Here is a 23,204-nt window from a genome sequence, read left to right on the forward strand (position 1 = left end):
GTAAATATCGTTCAATTAGTGAACTGCGTAACGCCTCGCATAACCCGCATGCAACGCTAGTGCGGCTTGCGCCCCATCGCGCTGAGGAAACGCTGCTGCAGGCGCAACAGCTCCTCCAACTCCAGCAGGCGGTAGTCGATGCCGAAACGCGGCGCCACCTCGCCGATAATGCGGCTCAGCGCCGGGTAATGGCGGTGGCTCCAGTGCGGGAACAGATGATGCGTCAAATGCAGATTCGCCCCGCCGAGCCAGTACCCCAGCCAGCGCGGCCGGGTCAGCCAGTCGAAGGTAGTGGCGAACACATGATGATACCAGCCGTGCGGCATTGCGCCTTGTTCTGGCGCCTGGTAGAAGTTGGCCTTGGCCCAGTGAGTGCCGATGATGAGCATCACGAACAGCAGTGAAGAAAGCATCTGGCTCAGCAAATAGACCAGCAGGATTTGCCCGATGCCGATAGCCGGCGGCAGCAGCCAGCACGGGATCGCCAGCGCCAGCAGCAGGTGCGCCGCCTTCCCCGCCAGAAACCCGATCCAGCCACGCACGCCCTGCTGCGCCATGCGCGCCGCCACGCGGGTGCGGCCCGCCCTGTCCAGCCAGTCGAACAGCCAGATGTAGTACGGAAAAGTCAGCGCCGCCACCAGCGGCCAATAGTAACGCTGCGCGCGCATAAAGGGCCGCCAGCGCTGGAACGGCGTTTGCCGCAGCACGCCGTTGGCGTCGATGTCGGGATCGTAATGTTCGATGTTGTTATGGGCATGGTGGAACAACACATGCCGCACGCGCCAGCAGTCGGGATCCAACCCCAGTGGCACGCTCACCAGGGCGTTCAACCCGCGGTTGGCCCAGGGGCGACGGAAAAATGCGTTGTGCGAGGCATCGTGCACCACGTTCACCGTCAGGAACATGCCGATAAAGATAAAACCGAAATAGCAGGCGAAAAACGCCCAGCCGTTATGCTGCTGCAGGCTCAGCCCGTAACACAGACCGCACAGCGCCAGCAGCAGCGCCACCTTCGCCAGCATGCCGCCGTCGGCGAAACGGTGATCGCCGTTGGCCGCCAGATAATGCTGGGCGGCCTGCATCAGCGCGCGGTGCAACCCGTTGTCGTCGCGCCGATAGGCTAACGGACGCAGCGGTTTCATGGCTGTCCCATAAGGCGCAAGAAGCGCTGTTGCTGCGCCAGCAGTTCGCGATAGCCGATGCAGCGGTACGCCATGCCGTGCCGCTGCGCCACCTCCGCCACCGCAGCAGCCAGAGCCGGGTAGTGGCGATGATTCCAGCCGGGGAACAGGTGATGCGTCAGGTGATAGTTCAGCCCGCCGGTCAGGTGCTCCAGCCAGCGCGGTTCGGGCTGCCAGTCGCAGGCGGTGGCGAAATTGTGCCGATACCAGCCTTGCGGCATGCTGCCGCCCGTCGGCGCCGGGTAAAACTCGGCCTGCGCCCAATGGGTGCCCAGCAGCAAGAACACCACCAGCAGCGAGGCGCACATCTGGCTGAGCGCGTAGGCCAGCAACACCCAGCCCCAGCCGATGCCGTGCAAGTGGCCCACGACCAGCGGCGCCACCAGCACCAGCGCCAGATGCGCGAGCTTGCACAGCACGAACAGCGCCCAACCGCCGCGCCCCGCCAGCACGCGTTTTTCCCGCAGCGGCGTTTTATCGAGCCGATCGGACCAATCGAAAATCCAGGCGATATAGGGCAGCGAGAGCGCAGCGATCAGCGGCCAGTACAGATGCTGATAACGCATATGCGGTCGCCAGCGCTGGAACGGTGTCTGGCGGAAAAAGCCGTTCTCTTCGGTATCCAGATCGTAATGTTCGACGTTGGCGTAAACGTGGTGGTAATCCACATGCCGCGTGCGCCAGTAGTCCGGATCGACGCCCAGCGGCAGCGTCACCAACCGCCCCACCAGCCGATTGGCCCAGGGCGCGCGCAAGAAGGCGTTATGCGAAGCATCATGGTTGACGTTGACATTGAGCAGCATGCCCATGGTCACGAACAGGAAATAGCAGAGGAAAAACGCCCAGGGCTGATGCTGCAGCAGGCTCAGCGCGTAAAACCCGACGCACAACACCAGCAACAGCGCGGCCTTGGCCAACCGCGCGGCATCGGCATAGCGATGGTCGCCCGCCAGGCAGGCATGCGCCGCACGTTTGAGATCGCGGTGGAATGCCTGTTCGCCATCGGCGGGAAAACGCAGCGGCGGCAGTGATTCAGCCATGCGGTTCCTCCACGGCGGCCGGTGCGGCTACTCTTCCCCAGCCCAATGCGACGCACAGGGCATGCAACGCCACGGCGGCCATGGCGATATGCCAATAGCGCTGCGGCCAGCCGAGATAGCCGATAAACAGCAGCGGCATGCCCAACGCGACCAGCAACCAGACGGCGATCGCCCACGGCCGCCCTTCCGTCATGCCGCCCAGCGCCACCGATCCCAACGCCAGCAGCGCCAACAGCGCCATTTGCGGCCAACTGATGTCGCTATAGCCGTAACCGTATTGGTAGACGTAACCGACCACCAGCGAGAACAACAGCATGGCGCCGCTGAAGACGCTGAGCGCCGAACGGCGGTCGCGTGGCCGGCCCGGCGCCGGGCGCCATGCCAGGCGCAAATAGCGCAGGAACGGCAGATTGCTCGCCCAGAACGGGTTGGCGGACGGCGTGTCGCCGCCGACGCCGTAGCTGAACGGCGTGCTCGGCAATGCCGGGCAGAAGGTGCCGAACAGTTTGTCCCAGAAGATAAAGCTGCCGCCGAAGTTCTTATTGGAATAGGCCATGTCCTTGACGTGATGCACCCGGTGATGCGCCGGCGTGACCAGGATTTTTTCCAGCACGCCGAGCTTCGGCGTCAGCGCATTGTGGTTAAACAGCTGAATGCTGTAATGAAAAATAGAGACCGCAACGAACACCGACAGCGGCACCCCCGCCAGCGCCAGCAGCAAAAAGAACGGGATCGACGTCAGCGACGAATACCAGGAGTTGCGCACCCCCAGCGACAGATTAAAGTGCTCGCCCTGATGGTGCACCACGTGCACCGCCCACAGCAGGCGGAAACGATGGTGCAGACGGTGCAGCCAGTAGAAACCGAAGTCCCACGCCAGCAGGGCGAACAGCCACATCAGCAGCGGCGGCCAGGCATCCAGCAGCCCCAGGCTGAAATGCGCGGCCACGTAGCCGTAGCAGGTGATCTCCAACCCGCGGAACAGCCACAGCATGATATGGCCGGAATTCAGGTTGAACACCAGATCGTGCCAGTTGACCGGCTCGCGACGCCCCCACTGCAGCGCCACCGCCTCGGCCACCACGATGAACAGCATGAACACTATCGGCAACGCCAGATCGCTCATCCCATTTCTCCTTTAACCACGCGCCGGCGCAGGGTGTTCATACGCAGGGCCAGCCAGCCGGCGAACAGCGCCAGCAGCGCGCCGCCGGCCAAATCGACAAACAAATGGCGGCGCAGTTGCAGAATCGAGAACGCGATCGCCGCACCCCACAGCATCCACAACGCCGTGCGCACTTTGCGCTCGCCGTCGCTCAGCGCCCACACCGCCAGCACCGTCAGCGCCATATGCAACGAAGGCAGGCAGTTCTGCGGCGAATCCACCTGGGTTAACGCCGCCAGCAGCTGCGCGCTGATCCCGACGCCATCGTTCTGTGGATAGGCCATGGTGGTCGGCCACAGCAGGTAAACCGCCCCGGCGCCCAGCGCGGTGAGCTGCATCGCCCGCGTCAGCCATGTGATCCGCGGCAGCGGCGCCAGCAGATAGCCCGCCGGGACAATGAGGAAGAACGACAGGTAGAGCCAGATGGCCGCCGGGTTGAACGGGATCGCCCGGTCAAGCGCCGACGGCGGCAACAGGGTTCCCGCCCCCTGCAGGCGATCGGTCAGACTATACACCACCCCGACCGTCCCCCAGCCGAGCAACATGTGCCCTAGTCTGAACAGCGTATTTTTCATGCTTCCTCCGCCTGGCGCACGATGCGCCGCCGCTTGCGATCGAACTGCGGCAGCACCGCCTGTGCCGTCAACCGCCATTCGAGGCGCTCGGTGGCGATGCCCTGGCGAGCGAACAGCGCGATCAGCTGCGCCTGACAATGCGCCAACGCCGCCGGGCTGCAATCGGCAATCAATTCCAACCGCCGTTCGCCGCGCTGGATCAGGCGGTAATCGCTGCTCAGCGGCAACGCATTGGCGATCGTTCGGCTGCAGGCATCGGCGAACACCGCCTGCGGTTGCCGCTGCGCATCGGGCAGCATCAGTTGATCGTCGCGCCGCCCCTCGATACGGGCGATCGCCCGCGTCGGCTGCCCGCACGGGCAGGGTTCCTTGCGCAGCACCAATACATCGTCCAGCCGATAACGCACGATCGGCTGCGTGCTGCGGGTAAAGTCGGTGATCAACGGCGTAAAACGCAGTTCGTCGATCCACTGCGGTTCGATATGCAAAAACTCTTCGTTCAGATGCAGCGTACCGTGCGCGCAAGTCGCGGCAAGAAATCCTTCGGTGGCCTGATACACTTCGCCGACCGCCGGAAATACCTGCAGCAGCAGGCGGCGGTCCTGCTCTTCAAGCACCTCGGCCACCGAGATCGCTTTTTTGACCGGCAACTTCACCTGCCCGGCCAGCACCGCCAGCGCCAAGGCGCGCAGCACCTGCGCCGGCGCCACGATGATGCTGGGCGCCTGCCGTTCCAATGCGGGCAAATGCTCGCTGAACGGTGCAAGCAGATCGTAAAACGCCAGGCTCAGCCAACGGTTGTTCACGCTGTGATAGAGATTATTGTCCGCCCGCAGAAACAGCGCAACGCGCTCGCCGGCCAACAGACCGTCCGGCAGCATCTTCGCCAGCATGCCGCCGGCCCACACCTGCTGTTCGCGCGGGCTGACGACAAACACGCCGCGCTGCCCGGAGGTGCCGGACGACAATCCAACGCTGTAGCGCCCAATCTTCGGCGTGAAATCGCGATCCGCCTCGCTGCGCTGCGCGCAGGCCAGCACCGCATCGCGCTGCAGCCCGGCGGTGTTCATCCGGTCGAACTGCGCCATCATCAGCGCCTTGTCCATCTGCGGCCATTCGGCGAACGGCCGGCGACTGAAGCGTTGAAAATAGGGGCTCTTGCTCAGCACCCGACGGGCGAAGCCCGCGAGCTGCCGGGCCTGATGCGCCTCCAGCGCCGCACGATCGCTAAAGCGCAGACGCCGGGCGCGGAAATAGTGCCAAAGGGTCATAAACGGGATCACAGGTCCCCCTCGTGGCACAGCAAAATGTTGACCTGGCCGCCCGCCCACAGCTGGTTGAGCCGCTCCAGCGTGCGGGTGTACGCCACCGAGTCGTCCATCACCAGATTGGCCAGGCGTGAAGGCCCGCGCAGCGTCTGGTAACTCTGCGGCGACCAGGCGGCGTCGCTGGCCAGCAGCGTCCAGCCGGCATCGGTGAGAATAAAGGCGCCGATATGGCCGGCCGCATGCCCCGGCAGCGGCACCAGCACGATCTGCCCTTCGCTGCCCGGCAGCGCATAGCCGCGCTCGAACGGCGCCAGCAGCGCAGGCAACGCCACCGAGGGAAAAGCTTCCATAAACTGCAGGTTGCTCTCGAAATCCGCCGGGATCAGGCCGGGAATAAAGGCGCGCTTCAGCGCCGCGAAACCGCGCAGCCCGCGGGTTTGCTGCCAGCCTTCGCCGGAGCAAATAAAGTCGAGTTGGCTGAAATCCTGCAGCCCGGCGATGTGATCGGCGTGAAAATGCGAGACGATCAGCGTCTGAATATCCCCCTCGGCGTAACCGGCGGCGCGCAGCTGATGCGCCAACGACTCGGCGGGATCGAAATAGACCGGCGTCATGCGGCGATACAGGCTGAACAGCCCCGCCTGCGTGTGCTGCTGAAAATAATGCGCGTAGCCGGTATCCCACAGCCAGCGCCGCTCTCCCACCTCCAGCAGATAGGCACGCGCCGGGAATTTGCACACCCGGAACCCGGCGCCGCGCAGCGCCATGCAGCCGATATGCGTGCAGTAACCCACTTCAAAAACGGTGACCTTAGCCATGCTGTATGCCTCCTTGCCGCCGCAGCCACTCGCCGGTCAGGCGAATGCCCTCTTCCATCGAATAACGCGGCTGATAGCCCAGCTCTTCGATCGCACGGGTCTGGCTCAGCGTCATGTCAAAATGCACCGCCGCCACGCTGTAGCGTGTCAGCAGCGGTTCCTTGCCGCTCAGCGTCGCCCACAGCTCCATGCCGCCGGCCAGCGTATGCAGCAGCGGATAGGGCACGGCCTGCAGCCGGTAGTGCAGCCCCAGTTCCTGACGCAGCAGCGCATCCAGCATCTCCGCCAGCCGCTGCGGCTGGTGATTGGTAATGTTGTAAACGGCGCCGGACGGCAACCCGCGCTGCCGGCTGGCCAGGTCCATCGCGTGCACCACGTTGGGGGCGAAGGTCAGGTCCAGCAGCGCTTGCCCGCCGCCGGGCAGCCGCAGCACGCCGCGATCGCGTTCGAGCTGCTGCAACAGCCGCGGCACGATCACCCGATCGTGCGGGCCAAACAGGCCGCGCGGCCGCAGCATAATGTAGGTGGTTTGCGGGTAGGTCTTCGCCTGCGCCAACAGGCGTTGTTCAGCCGCATACTTGCTGGCGGCATAGTGATTGGCGAAGCGCCGGGCGCGGTAACCTTCGTCAAGATCGTAATGCGGCTGAAAATCGAAGTAGATTGCCGGCGTGGAGATATGCACAAAGCGCCGCACGCCGCAGCGCCCCGCCGCCTCCGCCAGCCTCTCCGTCGCCGCGGCGTTGATGCGGTGAAACTCCGCTTTGCCGCCCCAGGGTGAAGACTTGGCCGCGCAGTGCCAGACCCATTCGCAGCCGGTCACCAGCTCCCGACACTGCTGCGGCGTGGCCTGCGCCAGATCGAGCGCGCAAAACTCGGCGCCCAGCCGACGCAACGCTGCGCCGGCCCGCTCGTCGCGGCCGGTGGCGCGCACCTGATGTCCGGCCTCCAGCAGCCACTGCGCCGCGTTGCGTCCCAGCCCGCTGGTCGCCCCGGTGACCAGCACCCTCATGGCAGCAACACCATGCCGGCCAGCGCCAGCCCGGCGGCGGTGCCGATCAGCATCACCGGCTGGCCGGGATTGAAGCGCCCGGTGGTCACGGCGGCATGCAGCGCCGTCGGAATCGACGCCGCCACCTGATTGCCATGATGGCGGTAGATATCCACCAGCGCCTCGCTGGAGACGTGCAGCCGCTTGCGCATATGTTCGAGCGACAGATGACTGGCCTGATGCGGCACCACGGTGGCGATCTGCGCCAGGGTCAAGCCGCTGGCGCTCAACAGCCGGTCGAGGTAATCCTCAATCAGCGCCGACGCCTGGCGGAACAGCGGCTTGCCCTGCATATGAAACAGGAAGTCTTGCTCGCACATGCCGGCGCGCGGGTTGCGCCGCGTGCCGCCGGCGCGGATTTCGCACAGTTCGCTGCCGGCGGGATAGGTCTCCACCAGGCTGGCGAGGATGCCGCTGGCGCCGTCGCCGCGTTCCACGATGGCGCAGGCCGCGCCGTCGCCGAAGATCAGCGACGACTCTTCGTGCTGCCAGTCGATGCCGCGTGAAGCGAGATCGGCCGAGACGATGGCGATGCGTCGATACGTCCCGGCGTTCAGCAGCCCCGCCGCCACCTGCAGCGCAGAGATAAAGCTGACGCAGCTGCTGTTGATGTCGAAGCCCGGCGTGCCCGGCGCCAGCCCCGCCACCTTGAGAATATGCGCGGCGGTGCACGGCAGCGCCTGCACCGAAATCGCCGAGGCGGAGATCAGCAGGTCAATGGAGGCTGCCGGGAGGGCGCTGCGAGCCAGCGCATCTTGCAGCGCGGCGGCGGCGAGTTCGGCCTGGCTGGCATCGTCGGCGGCGTGATAGCGGTAAACGATGCCCGAGCGTTTTTCAACGTAGCCGGCCGGTTTCCCCAGACGAGCATCGAGCGTAGAAGAAGCCACGCGGTTGGGCGGCAACGCGGCCCCGGTGGCTATGATTTTCAGAGGCAGCGGCTCGGGTGAACGAAATTGAGTGGTCATTATTGTTATTGATTAACCTGACTATCCATAAAGCGATTCTCCCGCACGACGCGAAGGCCACGCGGATCATCCCCGGTTTTTATATCCCAAAATGCCTTTCATCAAGGCGGTATCTCTTGTTATCGGCTACCACGGGCCGACGTCCGTCGGCGCAAGCATAAGCGTAACATGACTGAGATATTCAGTTTACGACAAGGCGGGGAGAATGGGCAGACGGCGGGCAAATTATCGGAATAGCGCCGCCGCTGGCGATCAGCGGCGGCGAGGTCAGGCTCAACGGCGGTTGCGCACCAGCTGGTAACGGCGGGTCAGGTATTCCACCGGCGCACTCCAGATATGCACCAGGCGGCAGAACGGGAACAGCACGAACAGCGTCATGCCCAGCACCATGTGCAGCTTGAAGATAAGCGCCACCCCTTCCAGGTGCGCAGAGGCGCCGGCGTGGAAGGTCACGACCGCCTGCGCCCAGGCCACCAGCTTCATCATTTCGCTGCCGTCCATATGCTGGGCGGAGAACGGAATGGTCAGCAGCCCCAGACACACCTGCACCACCAGCAACGTCAGGATCAGGATGTCGGCGAAGCTGCTGGTGGCGCGCACCCGCGGGTTGGTCAACCGGCGTTTGAGCAACAGCGCGCCGCCGATCAGCGTCATCAGGCCGCAGGCGCCGCCGGCGATCATCGCCAGCTTCTGCTTCACGTCGATCGGCAGAAAGGCCTCATACATCCAGTGCGGCGTCAGCATGCCGAGGAAATGGCCCGCGAGGATGCCGATAATGCCGATGTGGAACAGGTTGGACGCCAGCCGCATGCCTTTTTTATCCAGCATCTGGCTGGAGCCGGCGCGCCAGCTGTATTGCCCGTAGTCGTAGCGCAGCCAGCTGCCGATCAGGAACACCGCACCGGCCAGATAAGGGTAGATGTCGAAGAAGAACTGATTCAAAAATTGCATGATTAGCGTCCTTTGGTTCCGGTTAACGCATCCGTCAGGTCCAGATACTGTGGCGCCACCGCGCCGGCGAAGCGCCGCTGGTGCGCCGTCTGCTGGGCGGAGGCGCAGCCCTGTTCACCAAGAAACTTGACCTGCTCCTCTTCCCACACCGCATCCAGCGCCTGCGGCGTATCGTCGCGCGCCTCTTGCGCCACCTGCGTCTCCAGGGCCTGCGCCTGCGCCTCGCTGCCGGACAACGCCAGCAGCAAATCGAACAGCACCGCATACGGGCTTTCACGCTGCTGCAGGCGCGCGCCCAGCAGCGCCAGGATCGGCGCGATGTCCTGCAGCCCTTCGCGCGCCTGCGCCGCGTTGCGGCTGGCCAAATACTCCAGGTACAGCGGCAGGAAATCCGGCAGCTCGCGGCTGTCGATCTCCAGCCCGGCGGTGCGGTACTGCGCCATCAGGTCAACCATCGCCTGGCCGCGATCGCGCGATTCGCCGTGCACGTGTTCAAACAGCAGCAGCGAGGTGGCGCGGCCGCGATCGAACAGTTCGCAATAATCAGCCTGCGCGTCCAGCAACGGGCGCGCGCACAGGCGGCGGATAAACAGAATCAGCTGCGCGCTGTGGTGCAGATCCAGCTCGCTGGCCGGCTCCAATGCTTCGATCAGCGCCTGCTGATGGTCAAACAGCGCCTGCTCCGGGTAATCCAGCAGGCGGGCGATCACTTTCAGGCTGATCATGAGGCATCCTCCGGCCGCGCGGTTTTCGCGGTCACGTCGATGGCGTCAATGCGGCGGCTGTTGAACAGGTTGAACTTGCCGTCGCTGCCGTGGCAGCCGTCGCCGAAGCTGAAACCGCAGCCTTTGCTTTCCGGGAAGGCTTCACGCGCCAGCTCGCGGTGGCTCGACGGCACCACGAAGCGATCTTCATAGTTGGCGATCGCCAGGTAGCGATACATTTCCTGCGCCTGCGCTTCGCTTAACCCAACCTGCTCCAGCGCGCTGGTGTCGACCACGCCGTCGACGGTTTCCGCCCGTTTGTAATGGCGCATCGCCAGCATGCGCTTCAGCGCCAACAGTACCGGTTCGGTATCGCCGGCGGTCAGCAGGTTCGCCAGATACTGCACCGGGATGCGCAGGCTCTCGACGTCCGGCAATACGCCGCTGTGCGCCAGCTCGCCGGCGTCGGCGGCGGACTGAATCGGCGACAATGGCGGCACGTACCACACCATCGGCAGCGTGCGGTATTCCGGATGCAGCGGCAGCGCCAACTTCCAGTCCATCGCCATTTTGTACACCGGCGACTGCTGAGCGGCTTCAATGACGCCCTGCGGCACGCCGTCCGCCAGCGCCTGAGCGATCACCGCCGGGTCATGCGGATCGAGGAAGATATCGAGCTGGCTCTGGTACAGATCCTTGTCGCTCTCCACCGCCGCCGCCTGCTCGATGCGATCGGCGTCGTACAGCAGCACGCCGAGGTAGCGAATGCGGCCGACGCAGGTTTCCGAACACACCGTCGGCTGCCCGGCTTCGATGCGCGGGTAGCAGAAGATGCACTTCTCGGACTTGCCGCTCTTCCAGTTGAAGTAGATTTTCTTGTACGGGCAGCCGGTCAGACACATGCGCCAACCGCGACACTTGTCCTGATCGATCAGCACGATGCCGTCTTCGCCGCGCTTGTAGATCGCCCCGCTCGGGCAGGTGGCGACGCAGGCCGGGTTGAGGCAGTGCTCGCACAGGCGCGGCAAATACATCATGAAGGTGTTTTCGAACTGGCCGTACATCGCCTTCTGCAGGTTATCGAAGTTCTTGTCCTGCGAGCGCTTTTCAAATTCCCCGCCGAGGATCTCTTCCCAGTTCGGGCCGCTTTCGATCTTGTTCATGCGCTGGCCGGTGATCAGCGAGCGCGGGCGTGCTACCGGCTGGTGCTTGCCCTGTTTGGCGGTGTGCAGATGCTGATAGTCGTAATCGAACGGCTCGTAGTAGTCGTCCAGCGCCGGCACGTCCGGGTTGGCGAAGATTTTCGCCAGCACGCCGACGCGGTTGCCCATGCGCGGCTCCAGCTTGCCGTTGATTTTGCGGATCCAACCGCCCTTCCATTTTTCCTGATCTTCCCAGGCGTGCGGATAGCCGACGCCGGGTTTGCTTTCCACGTTGTTGAACCAGGCGTATTCCATGCCTTCGCGGCTGGTCCAGACGTTCTTGCAGGTGACCGAACAGGTGTGGCAACCGATGCACTTGTCCAGATTCAGCACCATGCCGACTTGCGAACGAATTTTCATTTGTGGTTCTCCTGCTGACTGCCCTGCGCGTAGTCGTTGCCTTCATCGTCCAACCAATCAATGCGGTTCATCTTGCGCACCACCACGAACTCGTCGCGGTTGGAGCCGACGGTGCCGTAGTAGTTGAAGCCGTAGGCCAGCTGCGCATAGCCGCCGATCATGTGGGTCGGCTTCGGACAGGCGCGGGTCACCGAGTTGTGGATGCCGCCGCGTTGGCTGGTGATCTCCGAGCCCGGCAGATTCACGATGCGCTCCTGTGCGTGGTACATCATGGTCATGCCGGCCGGGATACGCTGGCTGACCACCGCGCGCGCCGTCAGCGCGCCGTTGGCGTTGAAGGCCTCGATCCAGTCGTTGTCCGCGATGCCCAGATCTTTGGCGTCGTCTTCGCTCAGCCAGACGATCGGGCCGCCGCGCGACAGCGTCAGCATCAGCAGGTTGTCGCTGTAGGTGGAGTGGATACCCCACTTCTGGTGCGGCGTCAGGAAGTTCAGCGCCTTCTCCTTGTTGCCGTTCGGCTTGCTGTTGAGCAGCGGCTGGGCGGCGCGGGTATCGATCGGTGGCCTGTACGCCAGCAGGCTTTCGCCGAAGGCGCGCATCCACTCGTGATCCTGATACAGCTGCTGGCGGCCGCTGAGCGTGCGCCACGGGATCAGCTCGTGCACGTTGGTGTAGCAAGCGTTATAGGAGACGTGTTCATCCTCCAGGCCAGACCAGGTCGGGCTGGAGATAATTTTGCGCGGCTGCGCCTGAATGTCGCGGAAGCGAATTTTCTCGTCTTCCTTGTTCAGCGCCAGATGCCGGTGATCGCGGCCGGTGACGTTGCTCAGCGCTTCCCAGGCTTTCACCGCCACCTGGCCGTTGGTTTCCGGCGCCAGCGACAGGATCACTTCCGCCGCGTCTATCGCGCTCTCGATCTTCGGCCGCCCCGCCGCCGGGCCGTCGGCCTTGACGTAGTTAAGCTGCTTGAGGAAATCGACCTCGGTCTGGGTGTTCCAGCTGATGCCCTTGCCGCCGTTGCCCAGTTTGTCCAACAGCGGCCCCAGCGAGGTGAAGCGCTCGTAGGTGGCCGGGTAATCGCGTTCCACCGCGATGATGTGCGGCGCGGTTTTGCCCGGGATCAGATCGCATTCGCCTTTCTTCCAGTCCTGCACGCCGTAAGGCTGTGCCAGTTCGGCGGCGGAATCGTGCTGGATAGGCAGCGTCACCACGTCGGTTTCCTGGCCCAGATGGCCGACGCACACCTCGGAGAAGGCCTTGGCGATGCCTTTGTAGATCTCCCAGTCGCTCTTCGAGTCCCAGGCCGGATCGACCGCCGCCGACAGCGGATGAATAAACGGGTGCATGTCGGAGGTGTTCATGTCGTCTTTTTCGTACCAGGTGGCGGTCGGCAGCACCACGTCGGAATACAGGCAGGTGCTCGACATGCGGAAATCGAGCGTCACCACCAGATCCAGCTTGCCTTCGCCGCCCTGCTCGCGCCATTCCACTTCCTGCGGCTTCACGCCGCCCTGCTGGCCGAGATCTTTGCCCTGAATGCCGTTTTCGGTGCCCAACAGGTATTTGAGCATGTACTCATGGCCCTTGCCGGAAGAGCCCAGCAGGTTGGAGCGCCAGACGAACAGGTTGCGCGGGAAGTTCTGCGGATTGTCCGGCTGCTCGGCGGCAAAGCCCAGCGCGCCGTTCTTCAGGCTGTCGACGGTAAATTCGACCGGCGATTGGCCGGCCGCGCGGGCCTGCTCCGCCAGGCGCAGCGGGTTAGTGCCCAGCTGCGGCGCCGACGGCAGCCAGCCCATGCGCTCGGCGCGCACGTTGAAGTCGATCAGGCTGCCGCCGAAGCGCGACTTGTCCGCCAGCGGCGACAGCAGCTCGTCGGTGCCAACGGTTTCATAGCGCCATTGGCTGGAATGGTTGTAGAAGAACGAGGTGCTGTTCATGTGGCGCGGCGGGCGCTGCCAGTCGAGGCCGAACGCCAGCGGCAGCCAGCCGGTTTGCGGCCGCAGTTTTTCCTGGCCGACGTAGTGCGCCCAGCCGCCGCCGCTCTGGCCGACGCAACCGCAGAAGATCAGCATGTTGATCAGGCCGCGGTAGGTCATGTCCATGTGATACCAGTGGTTGACGCCGGCGCCGACGATGATCATCGAACGGCCGTGGGTCTTCTCGGCGTTTTGCGCGAATTCGCGGGCAATGCGGATGATGTTGTGTCGCGACACGCCGGTGATCTGCTCAGCCCAGGCCGGGCTGTAAGCCTTGACCTCGTCATAGTCGGCGGCGCAGTTGGCGTCGCCCAACCCACGCTCCAGGCCGTAGTTAGCCAGCGTCAGATCGTACACGCTGGTCACCAGCGCTTCGCTGCCGTCCGCCAGCTGCAGGCGTTTCACCGGCAGTTTGTGCAGCAGGATCTCGTCCAGCGCCACGCTGTTGAAATGCTCGCTGTCGGCGCCGCCGAAGTACGGGAAACCCACCTCGGCGACGTCGTCATGCCTGCCCAACAGGCTGAGTTGCAGCTCGACTTCCTGTTGCGCCTTGCCTTCGCGCTGTTCCAGGTTCCACTTGCCCTTCTCGCCCCAGCGGAAACCGATGGAGCCCTGCGGCGCCACCAGCTCGCCGCTGCGGCTGTCGATAGCGACAGTTTTCCATTCGGGATTGTTTTCCTGGCCCAATCCGTCCACCAGATCGGCGGCGCGCAGCAGGCGGCCGGCGGCGTAGTGGCCGCCTTCACGCGGCTCGAGCAGCACCAGCATCGGCATATCGGTATAACGACGCACATAGTCGCGGAAGTAACCGACTTCGCGATCGAGATGGAACTCTTTCAGCATCACGTGGCCCATCGCCAGCGCCATCGCGCTGTCGGTGCCCTGCTTCGGATTCAGCCAGTGGTCGCACAGCTTGGCGACTTCAGCATAGTCCGGCGTCACCGCCACGGTTTTGGTGCCCTTGTAACGCACTTCGGTAAAGAAGTGGGCGTCCGGGGTACGCGTTTGCGGCACGTTAGAGCCCCAGGCGATAATGTAAGAAGAGTTATACCAGTCGGCGGACTCCGGCACGTCGGTCTGCTCGCCCCAGGTCATCGGCGAAGCCGGCGGCAGATCGCAATACCAGTCGTAGAAGCTCAGGCAGGCGCCGCCGATCAGCGACAGGTAGCGGGCGCCGGCGGCGTAGGACACCATCGACATCGCCGGGATCGGCGAGAAGCCGATAATGCGGTCCGGGCCGAAGGTTTTGGCGGTGTAGACGTTGGCGGCGGCGATCAGTTCATTGACCTCCTGCCAGCTGGAGCGGACGAAACCGCCGCGGCCGCGCGCCACCTTGTAGCTTTTGGCTTTTTCCGCATCGCCGACGATAGAGCCCCAGGCTTCGACCGGATCGCTGTGCTGCGCTTTCGCTTCGCGCCACAGCTTGAGCAGGCGCTTGCGCATCAGCGGGTATTTCAGCCGGTTGGCGCTGTACAGGTACCAGGAGTAACTGGCGCCGCGCGGGCAGCCGCGCGGTTCATGGTTGGGCAGATCGGGCCGGGTGCGCGGGTAGTCGGTTTGCTGGGTTTCCCAGGTCACCAGGCCATTCTTCACGTAGATCTTCCAACTGCAGGAACCGGTGCAGTTCACGCCGTGGGTGGAACGCACCACTTTGTCGTGCTGCCAACGGCTGCGGTAGCCGTCTTCCCAGTCGCGGTTGGTGTTCAAGGTCTGGCCGTGATCGCCAGAAAAAGGCTCCGCCAACTGCTTGAAATAGCGGAAACGGTCTAAAAATTTGCTCATCCGGAATGCTCCTGAAGGCTCTTGTCGTTATAAGAAGACATGCTCAATCTGCCGCCAGCCTACTGACGGCCAAGCGGCGGCAAATTGATTGCGATCAAGAGAAAGCGGGAGGCGCCGCGCGCGTCGGCTGAGAAATACCACCAAAGTATAGGTGCGAGAGATGATGTTAATCGATTGAATTTAAATGAATAAAACAGGCTGTCATGACAAAGACTGGCGGAAGGGAGGCAAGGCGGGGTATTTGGGGGTAGGACGCGGGAGAGACCTCCCGCGTGACGTTAACTCGACGCATTCAGCGCTGGAGCCACAGCGTCGCGGTGCCCACTGCGGGCAACGCCAGCGTGATCTCCGCACCCGCGCCCTGCTGCCGCCAGCCCGCCGGAAGGCGCAAGCGGGTGCTTCCCTCTCGATAGTAAGGATTGGCTACCAGCAGCAAGGCGCGATCGCCCAGAACAAACATCCGCGCCGGCATTTGCGGGTCGCTTCCCGCCAGCGGCGTTGATTTTCCCGTCAGCAGATAAGGGGTGAAGGCGGCGATTTGCTGCGACACGGCAGCCACACCACGCCAGGCGGCGTCAAACTCCCGTTGGTCGAAGCGGCCGGTTTTACGTTTGTAAAACAGATCGGTATAAGAATAAAACAACAGCCCCTTGGCGCCGCCGATCAGCGCCTGCCAAGCCTGATTGCGGATTTCCGCCTCTGACGGCGGATGTGGCTTGCGGCGGGCGTCATAAGCGGCGTGATCCATGATTTGCATCACCACCCAGGCTCCGCGTGCCTGGCGGGCGGCCTGCACCGTCAGTGCGGTATAACGCATGGTGCGCGTCAGATCGCTATCGTTCCCCACCGGATAAGGGTCGGTCGCCAAAATGTCGCTGCTGTTGAAGTGAGCGTCCAACTCCCCGGTTTTGTTCAGCACCTGGAAAGTCGGATGATCGCCGTCAAGTCGCTTTATTTGCAGGTTTTTTTCCTCGATCTTATCGAGATATTCCGGCCCCAGCTCATCGTTGATGTACCAGGCAAGCAGGTTGGGCTGAGAGCGCAAACGCTGCACGTACCAGGCAGTCAGCGCCGCGTAGTCGCCACCGCGGACGGCCGGCGCGAAGCGGCTGCCGCGGTACTGATCTTTGACGGAGTAAATGACCAACAGCCCGCGCTTGCGTGCGTTGCGGAAAAAGGCGTATGGATCTTTCTTTTCCCCGTAATCATAGTTCAGCACCGTGTTGAATCCCGCCGAGGCGATGCGCGCCAAATGCTCATCGGTAGCCACGTTGGCGTAAATGCCCAACGGGAAAAGCCGTTGACCGTCGCGCAGGGTAAAACCTTCGCTGTCGATCGCCACTTTGGCCGCAGGCTGCCCGACGCGAAAAGACAGCTCGCTGCCCTGAGCCTGGCGGGATTGTTGACCGGTAACCTGCTGACGCAGGCGGTATTCACCCTGGGCCAGGCCGGCCGGCGGTTGGTATTCGATACGGCGTTGTCCTTCAACCTGATAACGGTCGCGGCTACTGTGAACAACCTGCCCCTCGGCATTGAGCAATTCGCTGTCAACCTGCAAATGCTGCGGCTGCGAAGTAACGACCAGCGTGTCAACCTTCCCCTGCGCCGACGCGCCGAGCTGATACAACGCCGGCGTAGGCGCTCGAGCACAGGCATAGGCATCGTCAAACCAGGCGGTACCGGTGCTCCCCTTACGCAGATAAACGCCAAAAGTGATTCGCGCCGCCTGCGGCGGCACGGTATAGCTGGCGTTCACCTGCCGCCAGCCGCTGTCGCCGGTCACCCCAGCCGGATAGCTGCCTTCCAGAAAGCGCCCCTGCGCATCAAAGCTCTGCAGATAAACCCCAGCGCCGCCGTCGCGGCTTTGCCCGCGTACACCGCGAGTCTTGACCCAGACGCCGAAATCTATCGTCTGTCCGGGCACAACCTGCAGCGCCTGGTTGAAGGTACGGTATTGCGCTACATCTGCATTGTCATAACGCAGACTCCCCCTGCCACTGTGCGTATCGCCGTCGGCCTGCGCGCCCTGCGCTCGCCAGCCGCTGAGCCCCTGCTCAAAGCCGGGGTTGGTCAACAGATTGGGTTGGCAGTTCTGCGCCAGAGCCGCTGCGCCCCACAAGGCGCAACAGCCCAGAGCCGCCCGCCGATACATCCCCCTCATGGTCATTTCCTTTTCACCACGGCATTGAACAGATAGGTGGCGAACAAATAGCAGGATTTCTGGTACGACAGCCCCAAATGCTGACGGTAAATCCGCCATTGCCAGTCCGCAGCGCGGATTTTGTTGCCCGACAGCGAATGGGTAGACAATCGGTAACAGGCCAGCGGTTCGGGAATGCAGTAGGCCAGGCCGTTACGCGCCTTCTGCAGCACCGCCAGCCACATCAAATAGTCCTCATGCCCCACTTTTTGCTGATACACCTTACCGATGCGCTTCTGGTTATAGATGCCGGTGAGATTGCCGATCCAGTTGCTTTTCAACATGTCCTGATAGCCGATAAGCTCATCCGCACCACGGGTGTTTTTGATCAACTTCAGATCGTCTTCGAAGGTGTAATAATGGGAACACACCACGTCATAGCGGCGGGTTTGCAAAATGCTCGCCTGGCGCGACAGCTTGTTGGGGAGCCATACGTCATCACTGTCGCAGAAGGCGATATAATCCCCGCTCGCCGCCTCAATGCCGATGTTGCGCGTTTCCGCCACGCCCTGGTTATGCTCATTGCGTATATAGGTGAGGCGATCGTGGATAAACGGCCGCACCACCTCGGCGGTGTTGTCGGTGGACGCATCATCGATCACATACAGGTGATAGTCGGTAAATTGCTGGTTCAGCACACCAAGAATCGATTCTTTGATTGAGTTTGCCGCGTTGTAGGCAGGCATTATCACGGATATCTTTTCCATTCGGTCCTCACTCAATGAGCTGTTGCCACTGGGGATAAATACGTTCGGGAGAAAAACGGCGAGACTTATCAAGCGCGGCGCCAGAAAAGCGATCGCGCAGGGCCGGCTCGCGCATCAGTTCGAGCACGCCTTCGCTGAAGGCGGCGGCATCGTCATCGGGCACCAGATAGCCGTTGACGCCGTTGTCTATCAGCTCGGCCGGGCCGGTCTTGCAGTCGTAGGCCACCAGCGGCAGGCCGAAACTCATGGCTTCGATCAGCACCATCGGCAACCCCTCATAGCGCGACGTCATCACGTACAGGCTGGCCTGGCGATAATAGGCCGCCACGTCGGCGGTGGCCGGCAGCAGGCTCACCTGCTGCTCCAGCCCGGCGCCTTCAATCTGCCGCCGCAGTGCGTCGCGCTCAGGGCCGTCGCCAATAATCAACAGCCGCCAATCCGGCATCTGCGCCGCCACCCCTCGCCACAGCGCGATCAGACGATCGAAGCCTTTCTGATTGCTCAACCGCCCCACCGCCAGCGCCACCTTTTCCTGCAGCGCCGGCGTCGGCGCCTGTACGCCGAACGGCGAAACGTTCTCGATCACCCGGCATTTCCCGGCCCCCACCCAGCGAGCGATGGCGTCGCTATCTTGCCGCGTCAGGAAAATCACGCGATCGCTCAAGCGGTAAACCAACAACTTCAACCATTTAAATACGCGCGGATACTGGTGAAAGCTGACGTGTTCGCTCAATAACAGCCGGCTGCGGGCACAGAACAAACGTAGAAAAGGCGTCATCACCACCGACAGTTTTCCCATGGAAACGGTAATGATCACATCCGCGCGTTCACGCCGCAGTGCCAACGCCAGCCGCCATGGCCAGAACAGCGAATCGCCGCCGCCACAGCGTAGCCGGACGTTGCTCGCCAGCGGAAAGAAGCTCCGTTCGCCACACAGCGAAAACACCGCCACCTCGTAATTCGGCAGACGCGCCAGCGCATTGGCCAAACCGCTGGCAACCCGTTCAGTGCCGCCCTTGCCCGCCATATTTTCAATGACGATGATTACCTTGCGTGCTTGCATATCATCTCCTGAATCCCTGGCGCACATTGCGCAACAGCCGGCCGCCAACCGAGAACAACCCCAGCCGCGTCAGACAATCGCCATACCATTTGATCATCTTGAACTTGCCGCTCAGGCTGTGCCGCACGATGCGCGACGAGTAATAATTGAACGCCTGGGCGTTTTCCGAATACAGCGAGGCCAGCAGGTGCTTGCAGGCGAATCCGCTGATATGGCGATCGCTGGGGCTGAGGAAGGTATTGATAAAGCGGTCGCTGGCCTCCAGATTAAGCTTCGCCGTCATGCGTCCGTAGCGCCCAACGTCGAGAAACACCCCGCCGCCGGCGTCATGCGCCACTTGCGCGCCCAAATTGGTGGCGTTGACCAGAAAGCCCCAATCCTGATGTTTGTTGAGAAACTCGGGAAATAAAAAGCGGCGATCGCTTTTTTTACGCATGCTGATGGTGGATGACCGAATATCGCCCATTTCCAGAAAAAGAAAATCCTCGCCGGAAGAACCGGATTTGTAGTGGAAGTTGAAGTCGCGTACCGAATCGCCGCTTACCTCTGCATAATTACCGAAGATAATATCAATATGGCGATCTTCATGCTTCTTCATGCGGCGAATAATATAGTTGGTAGTGAAGTAATCATCCGAATCGAGAAAAAACACGATCTCCGATTGCGCTAAATTGGCGCCCAGGTTGCGCGATACCGCCGCATTGCTCTTCTGTTTTTTCTCATGCAGCATTACGTTGCTATTAGTCGCCGCTATCTGGCGAATATATTTGATGTCATCCTCGTCAGAGCAATCATCAACCAAAATCACCTGATAGTCGAACCCTTGGCAAGCGTTGAAAATCCGCTTCAGAGTTTTAGGCAGGTAACGCGCACTATTATAAATAGGGATCACGATCGAGAAATCCATTTCTTAACCCTCCAACTTAGAATTTATCATTTCTTTTCCACGGCAAAGCAGCAATAACGACACGTTAAATACCGGGACCAAAAAATAGGTTTCCGTAAAAGTTGTCAGCAGGAAAACCACCACCACCCAGCGCATGAATCGACTCAGCCTGCGCATATTCCCCAACAGGTGAAAATAACAAAAAAGCATGACAACAGAGGCGATCCCACCAGCCGAATAAAACATGGCGATGAAGAAAAAATCGACCGGCTTATAGGGTTCGATATTCATGCCGAACAGCGGATTGGGTAGCCCCACTGCCTGAAACATCTGCCAGGAGAACCAGATGCGCCCGGTCAACGCCTGGTTCAACAGCGCGTCCAATGCCGGATTGTTCCCCCAGCGTATAACGCTGGCGAACTGAAAGCCTATGATGGCCAACGTCAGCGCAATGCAGACTTTTCTATTGGGGGTAAAACGCAGCAGCGGCGCCAGCCAAAACAGCAACAACATCAACAGCGCCAACATAAAACAGGTGCGGGAATAGGAATACATCAGCACCGGGATAATTAACGCCGACACCGCCAGTGAGGCGATATTTTTCATTCCACGCGTTAATTTTGCATGGTCGATCAGGCACAGCAGCATGGCGAATAAGGCAAAAGAATAATACGCCAAGGTGTTCGGGTTATCGAAACCCAGCGTTAATCTGTTGCCATAGCGCTCATCAAGGTAAACAAATCCCTCGGTGTAAAAGGTATAGGGGATAACCATCAATAGCCCGGCAACCACAAAAGCGATAGCGAACATTTCAGCGCCGCGCACCATCTCGATGCGGCGGAATAAAATTATCACCGCCGAGCTGAATACCGCGCCAAAAAGGTAATCACCATGTCCGGTGGCGATATTAACCAGAAACAGCAGAACCAAAAAACCCGCAACCGCTTTTTCCGCCATCGTAGCGATGAAAAATGCATAGCCGACATAGAGCAACATCAGGGCATTAAGCCCCGTCACGGTTTTATTAATCAGCTCGCTGTTGAACGATCCCGAGGTCAGGAAAGTTTTCACGAAAAATAGCAACAGGAAGGTCAATATGATTGATTGATTGACCAAATCCCGCGACTGATTATAACCGACATTGGCATGCATGTGAAAATTGGAGGCGACTCTCTGCATAAGCGTTTACTCAGTAAAATAACTGCCCCATTCCTGCTCGATGTTTTCCGGCTTAAGCTTGCTTAACCCCGCACCAGGCGTAAACGTCAATTCACCGAAATAGACCTTCTCACCGACCTGGTAGAAATCCACGCGGACATAAGAGAACTGCTGCGCAACCTGGCGAGCCAAGCGCGTCATTTCTTCCAGCCGCGTAGGCCGCGGCATCGGTTCGTCGGCATTCGGCAAGCTGATGCGGATTTCGGTGCGGTTCCAGTCGATATCAAAAATGTCGCGCCGATGGGTGCCGAAACGCTGGTAATCCACCTGAATGAACATGCGAATTTCATGGTTGTCGTTGAAACAATGAAACTTGATATCGTTCGGCACCTGCTCACCATCCAGCAACATGCGTTCCACCATGATGCAGGGTTCGATGTCCAGATAATGCTTTTCGCGACTCTGCTCGTAAAAGTTGCTGCGCATCCACGCACTGCTGAGATCGTACAATTCCGCGTAGCTAACCTGTTGCTTGTCGAACACCAACCGGTTATAGCCGCTGCCATGGTTGGCCTTCAGCACGAAGGCGTCGGGCAACTGCCTGAACGTGTCGTAGCTGAGTTCAGTGCCATGCGCATACAGCTCCACCAGATACTCTTCGCCCCACAGGCCGGCAATAAATTCACGGACCTTGTATTTGTCCGACAAGGTGGTGTAGATGCTGCGCGGATAAATTTTGCGGCGCATGATCTTTTCGCTGAAGCCGGTCGGTTTTGACAGGTGCGGCAGTTTTTTGAAATAGAGCGCGTATTTAACCTGATGGTGCCAGGCATCGGGCAGGCGCTTGGAAATGCTTTTAACCAGGGTGTTTAACATGCTCTCTCCTTAATTTGCTGACAAGACGCGGCAGGCAGTAAAAACAGGTCAGCTGCAGTCGGGTAATTTTCCCGCCACGGAATAAACTGTTCAGAACGAAGAATGAAATGAATTCCGCCAGTAGCGTAGACACCGCAGCGCCGGTCAGGCCGTAACGCGGGATCAGCAGCAGATTCATCACCACGTTCATCAGAGCCACCAACGGCATCTTGATGGCGATAAAGCGATAACCGGCGAACAGCACGATGCTGCGGTACGAAACCGTCCCCATCACTGAGAACAGCGAGGTCAGCGTACAAATAGCCAGGATGTCGGCGGCCGGTTGAAAAGCAGCGCCATACAGCAGCGCAATAGCCGGCTGGGCGAACCACCACAGCCCCAGCAGCACCGGCAACGACAGGCCCAATACCACCAGATACAGCACCCGGATGCGGTACTCCTGCTCCAACGGATCGCGACAGTTGGCAATACCCGGCATCAACGAGGTGATCAGCGCCATCGGCACAAAAACCCACCCCTGACTGAGGGTGGTAGCGGCGCTGAACCAGCCCACCGCCTGCTCGCCGACCAGATTGCCCAGCATGATTTGATCGATGCGGGTATAAATCACTATCGCCAGACTGGAGATGGCCAACGGCAGGCCCACTTTCAGCAAATAACGGCCATAGCGCCCGGCCTGGCGCGGCGTAACCCGCGGCGTGGCCGCAGCTTCCCCACGGAATAGCCAGAGGCGCGCCAGATAAGGTACGGCGCTGCTGAGGATGTAGGGTACCGCGAACCACACCAGCGGCAGCGCGGCGCTCACCAGCGCCAGCCGCAGCCCGATCGACAGCAGCAGCGCCAGGTTGTTGATCAGCGTATTGCGTTTCGACTGCAGGCGGGCATCGTAATAAATTTTGTACACGTCCTGAATCGAGAAATAGGCGCTGATAAGCAGCAACAGCGTCATCAGTTGACTGGCTGGCGGCTGGCTGAAATAGCTCCATATCAGCATCGGCAGCGCCACCACCAGGAACAGCCGGCGGCGCAAACGCATCGAAGCCAACATCAGGCGAATGCCGCTCGGCTGGCGGCGGGCGACGCGGTTGAAAATGATGCTGTCGGCGCCCAGCTGCACCAGCGGCACCACGATGGCGATCGTCGCCAATAGATAGTTGAGAGCGCCAAACTGGGCGGGCCCCAGATAGCGCGCAACGTAAATGGAGACGAAGATGCCGGACAGGCTGAGCGAAACGCGTTCCAGCATCAGCCACAGGGCGTTGGTGATAATGGCCTTCAC

General features: G+C 61.2%; 19 protein-coding genes. All 19 read right to left on the reverse strand.

Annotated features, from left to right (window positions below; genetic code table 11):
• Positions 1–56 precede the first annotated feature (56 nt).
• On the reverse strand, positions 57–1,142 hold the full coding sequence (locus ACJ8IJ_RS02290; protein WP_049186248.1) for an acyl-CoA desaturase: 1,086 nt from the start codon (positions 1,140–1,142) through the stop codon (positions 57–59).
• Positions 1,139–2,221, reverse strand: a complete 1,083-nt coding sequence (locus ACJ8IJ_RS02295; RefSeq protein WP_442518224.1) for a fatty acid desaturase family protein — start codon at positions 2,219–2,221, stop codon at positions 1,139–1,141. Before ACJ8IJ_RS02295 ends, ACJ8IJ_RS02290 begins: the two co-directional genes overlap by 4 nt.
• Positions 2,214–3,347 carry a sterol desaturase family protein gene (locus tag ACJ8IJ_RS02300; protein WP_442518225.1) on the reverse strand — a complete coding sequence of 378 codons (1,134 nt, stop codon included), beginning with the start codon at positions 3,345–3,347 and terminating at the stop codon, positions 2,214–2,216. Before ACJ8IJ_RS02300 ends, ACJ8IJ_RS02295 begins: the two co-directional genes overlap by 8 nt.
• Positions 3,344–3,961 (reverse strand): phosphatase PAP2 family protein, encoded by a 618-nt coding sequence (locus tag ACJ8IJ_RS02305; protein WP_049186252.1) that lies wholly within the window; start codon positions 3,959–3,961, stop codon positions 3,344–3,346. Before ACJ8IJ_RS02305 ends, ACJ8IJ_RS02300 begins: the two co-directional genes overlap by 4 nt.
• The gene (locus ACJ8IJ_RS02310) at positions 3,958–5,244 is read right to left on the reverse strand and encodes a F390 synthetase-related protein (protein ID WP_442518226.1); all 1,287 of its coding nucleotides are present in this window, start codon (positions 5,242–5,244) and stop codon (positions 3,958–3,960) included. The genes ACJ8IJ_RS02305 and ACJ8IJ_RS02310 overlap by 4 nt, the downstream gene beginning before the upstream one ends.
• Entirely contained in the window at positions 5,241–6,047 is an 807-nt protein-coding gene (locus ACJ8IJ_RS02315; RefSeq protein ID WP_342577034.1) for an MBL fold metallo-hydrolase, read from the reverse strand. The genes ACJ8IJ_RS02310 and ACJ8IJ_RS02315 overlap by 4 nt, the downstream gene beginning before the upstream one ends.
• Positions 6,040–7,056 carry an NAD-dependent epimerase/dehydratase family protein gene (locus tag ACJ8IJ_RS02320; RefSeq protein WP_442518227.1) on the reverse strand — a complete coding sequence of 339 codons (1,017 nt, stop codon included), beginning with the start codon at positions 7,054–7,056 and terminating at the stop codon, positions 6,040–6,042. Before ACJ8IJ_RS02320 ends, ACJ8IJ_RS02315 begins: the two co-directional genes overlap by 8 nt.
• Positions 7,053–8,060: a 3-oxoacyl-[acyl-carrier-protein] synthase III C-terminal domain-containing protein gene (locus ACJ8IJ_RS02325; protein ID WP_049186257.1), complete on the reverse strand. Its 1,008-nt coding sequence runs from the start codon at positions 8,058–8,060 to the stop codon at positions 7,053–7,055. The genes ACJ8IJ_RS02320 and ACJ8IJ_RS02325 overlap by 4 nt, the downstream gene beginning before the upstream one ends.
• 273 nt (positions 8,061–8,333) lie before the next feature.
• Positions 8,334–9,011: a respiratory nitrate reductase subunit gamma gene (gene narI / locus ACJ8IJ_RS02330; RefSeq protein WP_442518228.1), complete on the reverse strand. Its 678-nt coding sequence runs from the start codon at positions 9,009–9,011 to the stop codon at positions 8,334–8,336.
• 2 nt (positions 9,012–9,013) lie between these two features.
• A complete protein-coding gene (gene narJ, locus ACJ8IJ_RS02335) occupies positions 9,014–9,736 on the reverse strand; it encodes a nitrate reductase molybdenum cofactor assembly chaperone (protein WP_442518229.1) in 723 nt (240 codons plus the stop codon).
• A complete protein-coding gene (narH, locus tag ACJ8IJ_RS02340) occupies positions 9,733–11,277 on the reverse strand; it encodes a nitrate reductase subunit beta (RefSeq protein WP_275094865.1) in 1,545 nt (514 codons plus the stop codon). Before narH ends, narJ begins: the two co-directional genes overlap by 4 nt.
• Positions 11,274–15,035, reverse strand: a complete 3,762-nt coding sequence (locus tag ACJ8IJ_RS02345) for a nitrate reductase subunit alpha (RefSeq protein WP_275094866.1) — start codon at positions 15,033–15,035, stop codon at positions 11,274–11,276. Before ACJ8IJ_RS02345 ends, narH begins: the two co-directional genes overlap by 4 nt.
• 292 nt (positions 15,036–15,327) lie before the next feature.
• Positions 15,328–17,187 carry a carbohydrate binding domain-containing protein gene (locus tag ACJ8IJ_RS02350; protein WP_442518394.1) on the reverse strand — a complete coding sequence of 620 codons (1,860 nt, stop codon included), beginning with the start codon at positions 17,185–17,187 and terminating at the stop codon, positions 15,328–15,330.
• Positions 17,188–17,198: 11 nt separating this feature from the next.
• Entirely contained in the window at positions 17,199–17,942 is a 744-nt protein-coding gene (locus ACJ8IJ_RS02355; protein WP_015378195.1) for a glycosyltransferase family 2 protein, read from the reverse strand.
• Positions 17,943–17,949: 7 nt separating this feature from the next.
• The gene (locus ACJ8IJ_RS02360) at positions 17,950–19,005 is read right to left on the reverse strand and encodes a glycosyltransferase family 4 protein (protein WP_442518230.1); all 1,056 of its coding nucleotides are present in this window, start codon (positions 19,003–19,005) and stop codon (positions 17,950–17,952) included.
• Position 19,006: 1 nt separating this feature from the next.
• Positions 19,007–19,912, reverse strand: a complete 906-nt coding sequence (locus ACJ8IJ_RS02365) for a glycosyltransferase family 2 protein (protein ID WP_004934661.1) — start codon at positions 19,910–19,912, stop codon at positions 19,007–19,009.
• 3 nt (positions 19,913–19,915) lie between these two features.
• Positions 19,916–21,070, reverse strand: coding sequence for a hypothetical protein (locus ACJ8IJ_RS02370; protein WP_033645719.1), 1,155 nt, complete (start codon positions 21,068–21,070; stop codon positions 19,916–19,918).
• Between the two features lie 6 nt (positions 21,071–21,076).
• Complete coding sequence (locus ACJ8IJ_RS02375) at positions 21,077–21,925, reverse strand: ATP-grasp fold amidoligase family protein (protein WP_004934663.1); 849 nt, start codon at positions 21,923–21,925, stop codon at positions 21,077–21,079.
• Positions 21,906–23,204, reverse strand: a complete 1,299-nt coding sequence (locus tag ACJ8IJ_RS02380; protein ID WP_442518231.1) for a flippase — start codon at positions 23,202–23,204, stop codon at positions 21,906–21,908. The genes ACJ8IJ_RS02375 and ACJ8IJ_RS02380 overlap by 20 nt, the downstream gene beginning before the upstream one ends.

This window comes from Serratia sp. CY40230 (genome assembly GCF_052168835.1).
Lineage (GTDB): Bacteria > Pseudomonadota > Gammaproteobacteria > Enterobacterales > Enterobacteriaceae > Serratia > Serratia nematodiphila.

Coding starts and splice junctions, on each gene's coding strand:
- ACJ8IJ_RS02290 (WP_049186248.1), bottom strand. CDS start 1,142: ATGAAACCGCTGCGTCCGTTAGCCTATCGGCGCGACGACAACGGGTTG.
- ACJ8IJ_RS02295 (WP_442518224.1), bottom strand. CDS start 2,221: ATGGCTGAATCACTGCCGCCGCTGCGTTTTCCCGCCGATGGCGAACAG.
- ACJ8IJ_RS02300 (WP_442518225.1), bottom strand. CDS start 3,347: ATGAGCGATCTGGCGTTGCCGATAGTGTTCATGCTGTTCATCGTGGTG.
- ACJ8IJ_RS02305 (WP_049186252.1), bottom strand. CDS start 3,961: ATGAAAAATACGCTGTTCAGACTAGGGCACATGTTGCTCGGCTGGGGG.
- ACJ8IJ_RS02315 (WP_342577034.1), bottom strand. CDS start 6,047: ATGGCTAAGGTCACCGTTTTTGAAGTGGGTTACTGCACGCATATCGGC.
- ACJ8IJ_RS02320 (WP_442518227.1), bottom strand. CDS start 7,056: ATGAGGGTGCTGGTCACCGGGGCGACCAGCGGGCTGGGACGCAACGCG.
- ACJ8IJ_RS02325 (WP_049186257.1), bottom strand. CDS start 8,060: ATGACCACTCAATTTCGTTCACCCGAGCCGCTGCCTCTGAAAATCATA.
- narI (WP_442518228.1), bottom strand. CDS start 9,011: ATGCAATTTTTGAATCAGTTCTTCTTCGACATCTACCCTTATCTGGCC.
- narJ (WP_442518229.1), bottom strand. CDS start 9,736: ATGATCAGCCTGAAAGTGATCGCCCGCCTGCTGGATTACCCGGAGCAG.
- narH (WP_275094865.1), bottom strand. CDS start 11,277: ATGAAAATTCGTTCGCAAGTCGGCATGGTGCTGAATCTGGACAAGTGC.
- ACJ8IJ_RS02345 (WP_275094866.1), bottom strand. CDS start 15,035: ATGAGCAAATTTTTAGACCGTTTCCGCTATTTCAAGCAGTTGGCGGAG.
- ACJ8IJ_RS02350 (WP_442518394.1), bottom strand. CDS start 17,187: ATGTATCGGCGGGCGGCTCTGGGCTGTTGCGCCTTGTGGGGCGCAGCG.
- ACJ8IJ_RS02355 (WP_015378195.1), bottom strand. CDS start 17,942: ATGGAAAAGATATCCGTGATAATGCCTGCCTACAACGCGGCAAACTCA.
- ACJ8IJ_RS02360 (WP_442518230.1), bottom strand. CDS start 19,005: ATGCAAGCACGCAAGGTAATCATCGTCATTGAAAATATGGCGGGCAAG.
- ACJ8IJ_RS02365 (WP_004934661.1), bottom strand. CDS start 19,912: ATGGATTTCTCGATCGTGATCCCTATTTATAATAGTGCGCGTTACCTG.
- ACJ8IJ_RS02370 (WP_033645719.1), bottom strand. CDS start 21,070: ATGCAGAGAGTCGCCTCCAATTTTCACATGCATGCCAATGTCGGTTAT.
- ACJ8IJ_RS02375 (WP_004934663.1), bottom strand. CDS start 21,925: ATGTTAAACACCCTGGTTAAAAGCATTTCCAAGCGCCTGCCCGATGCC.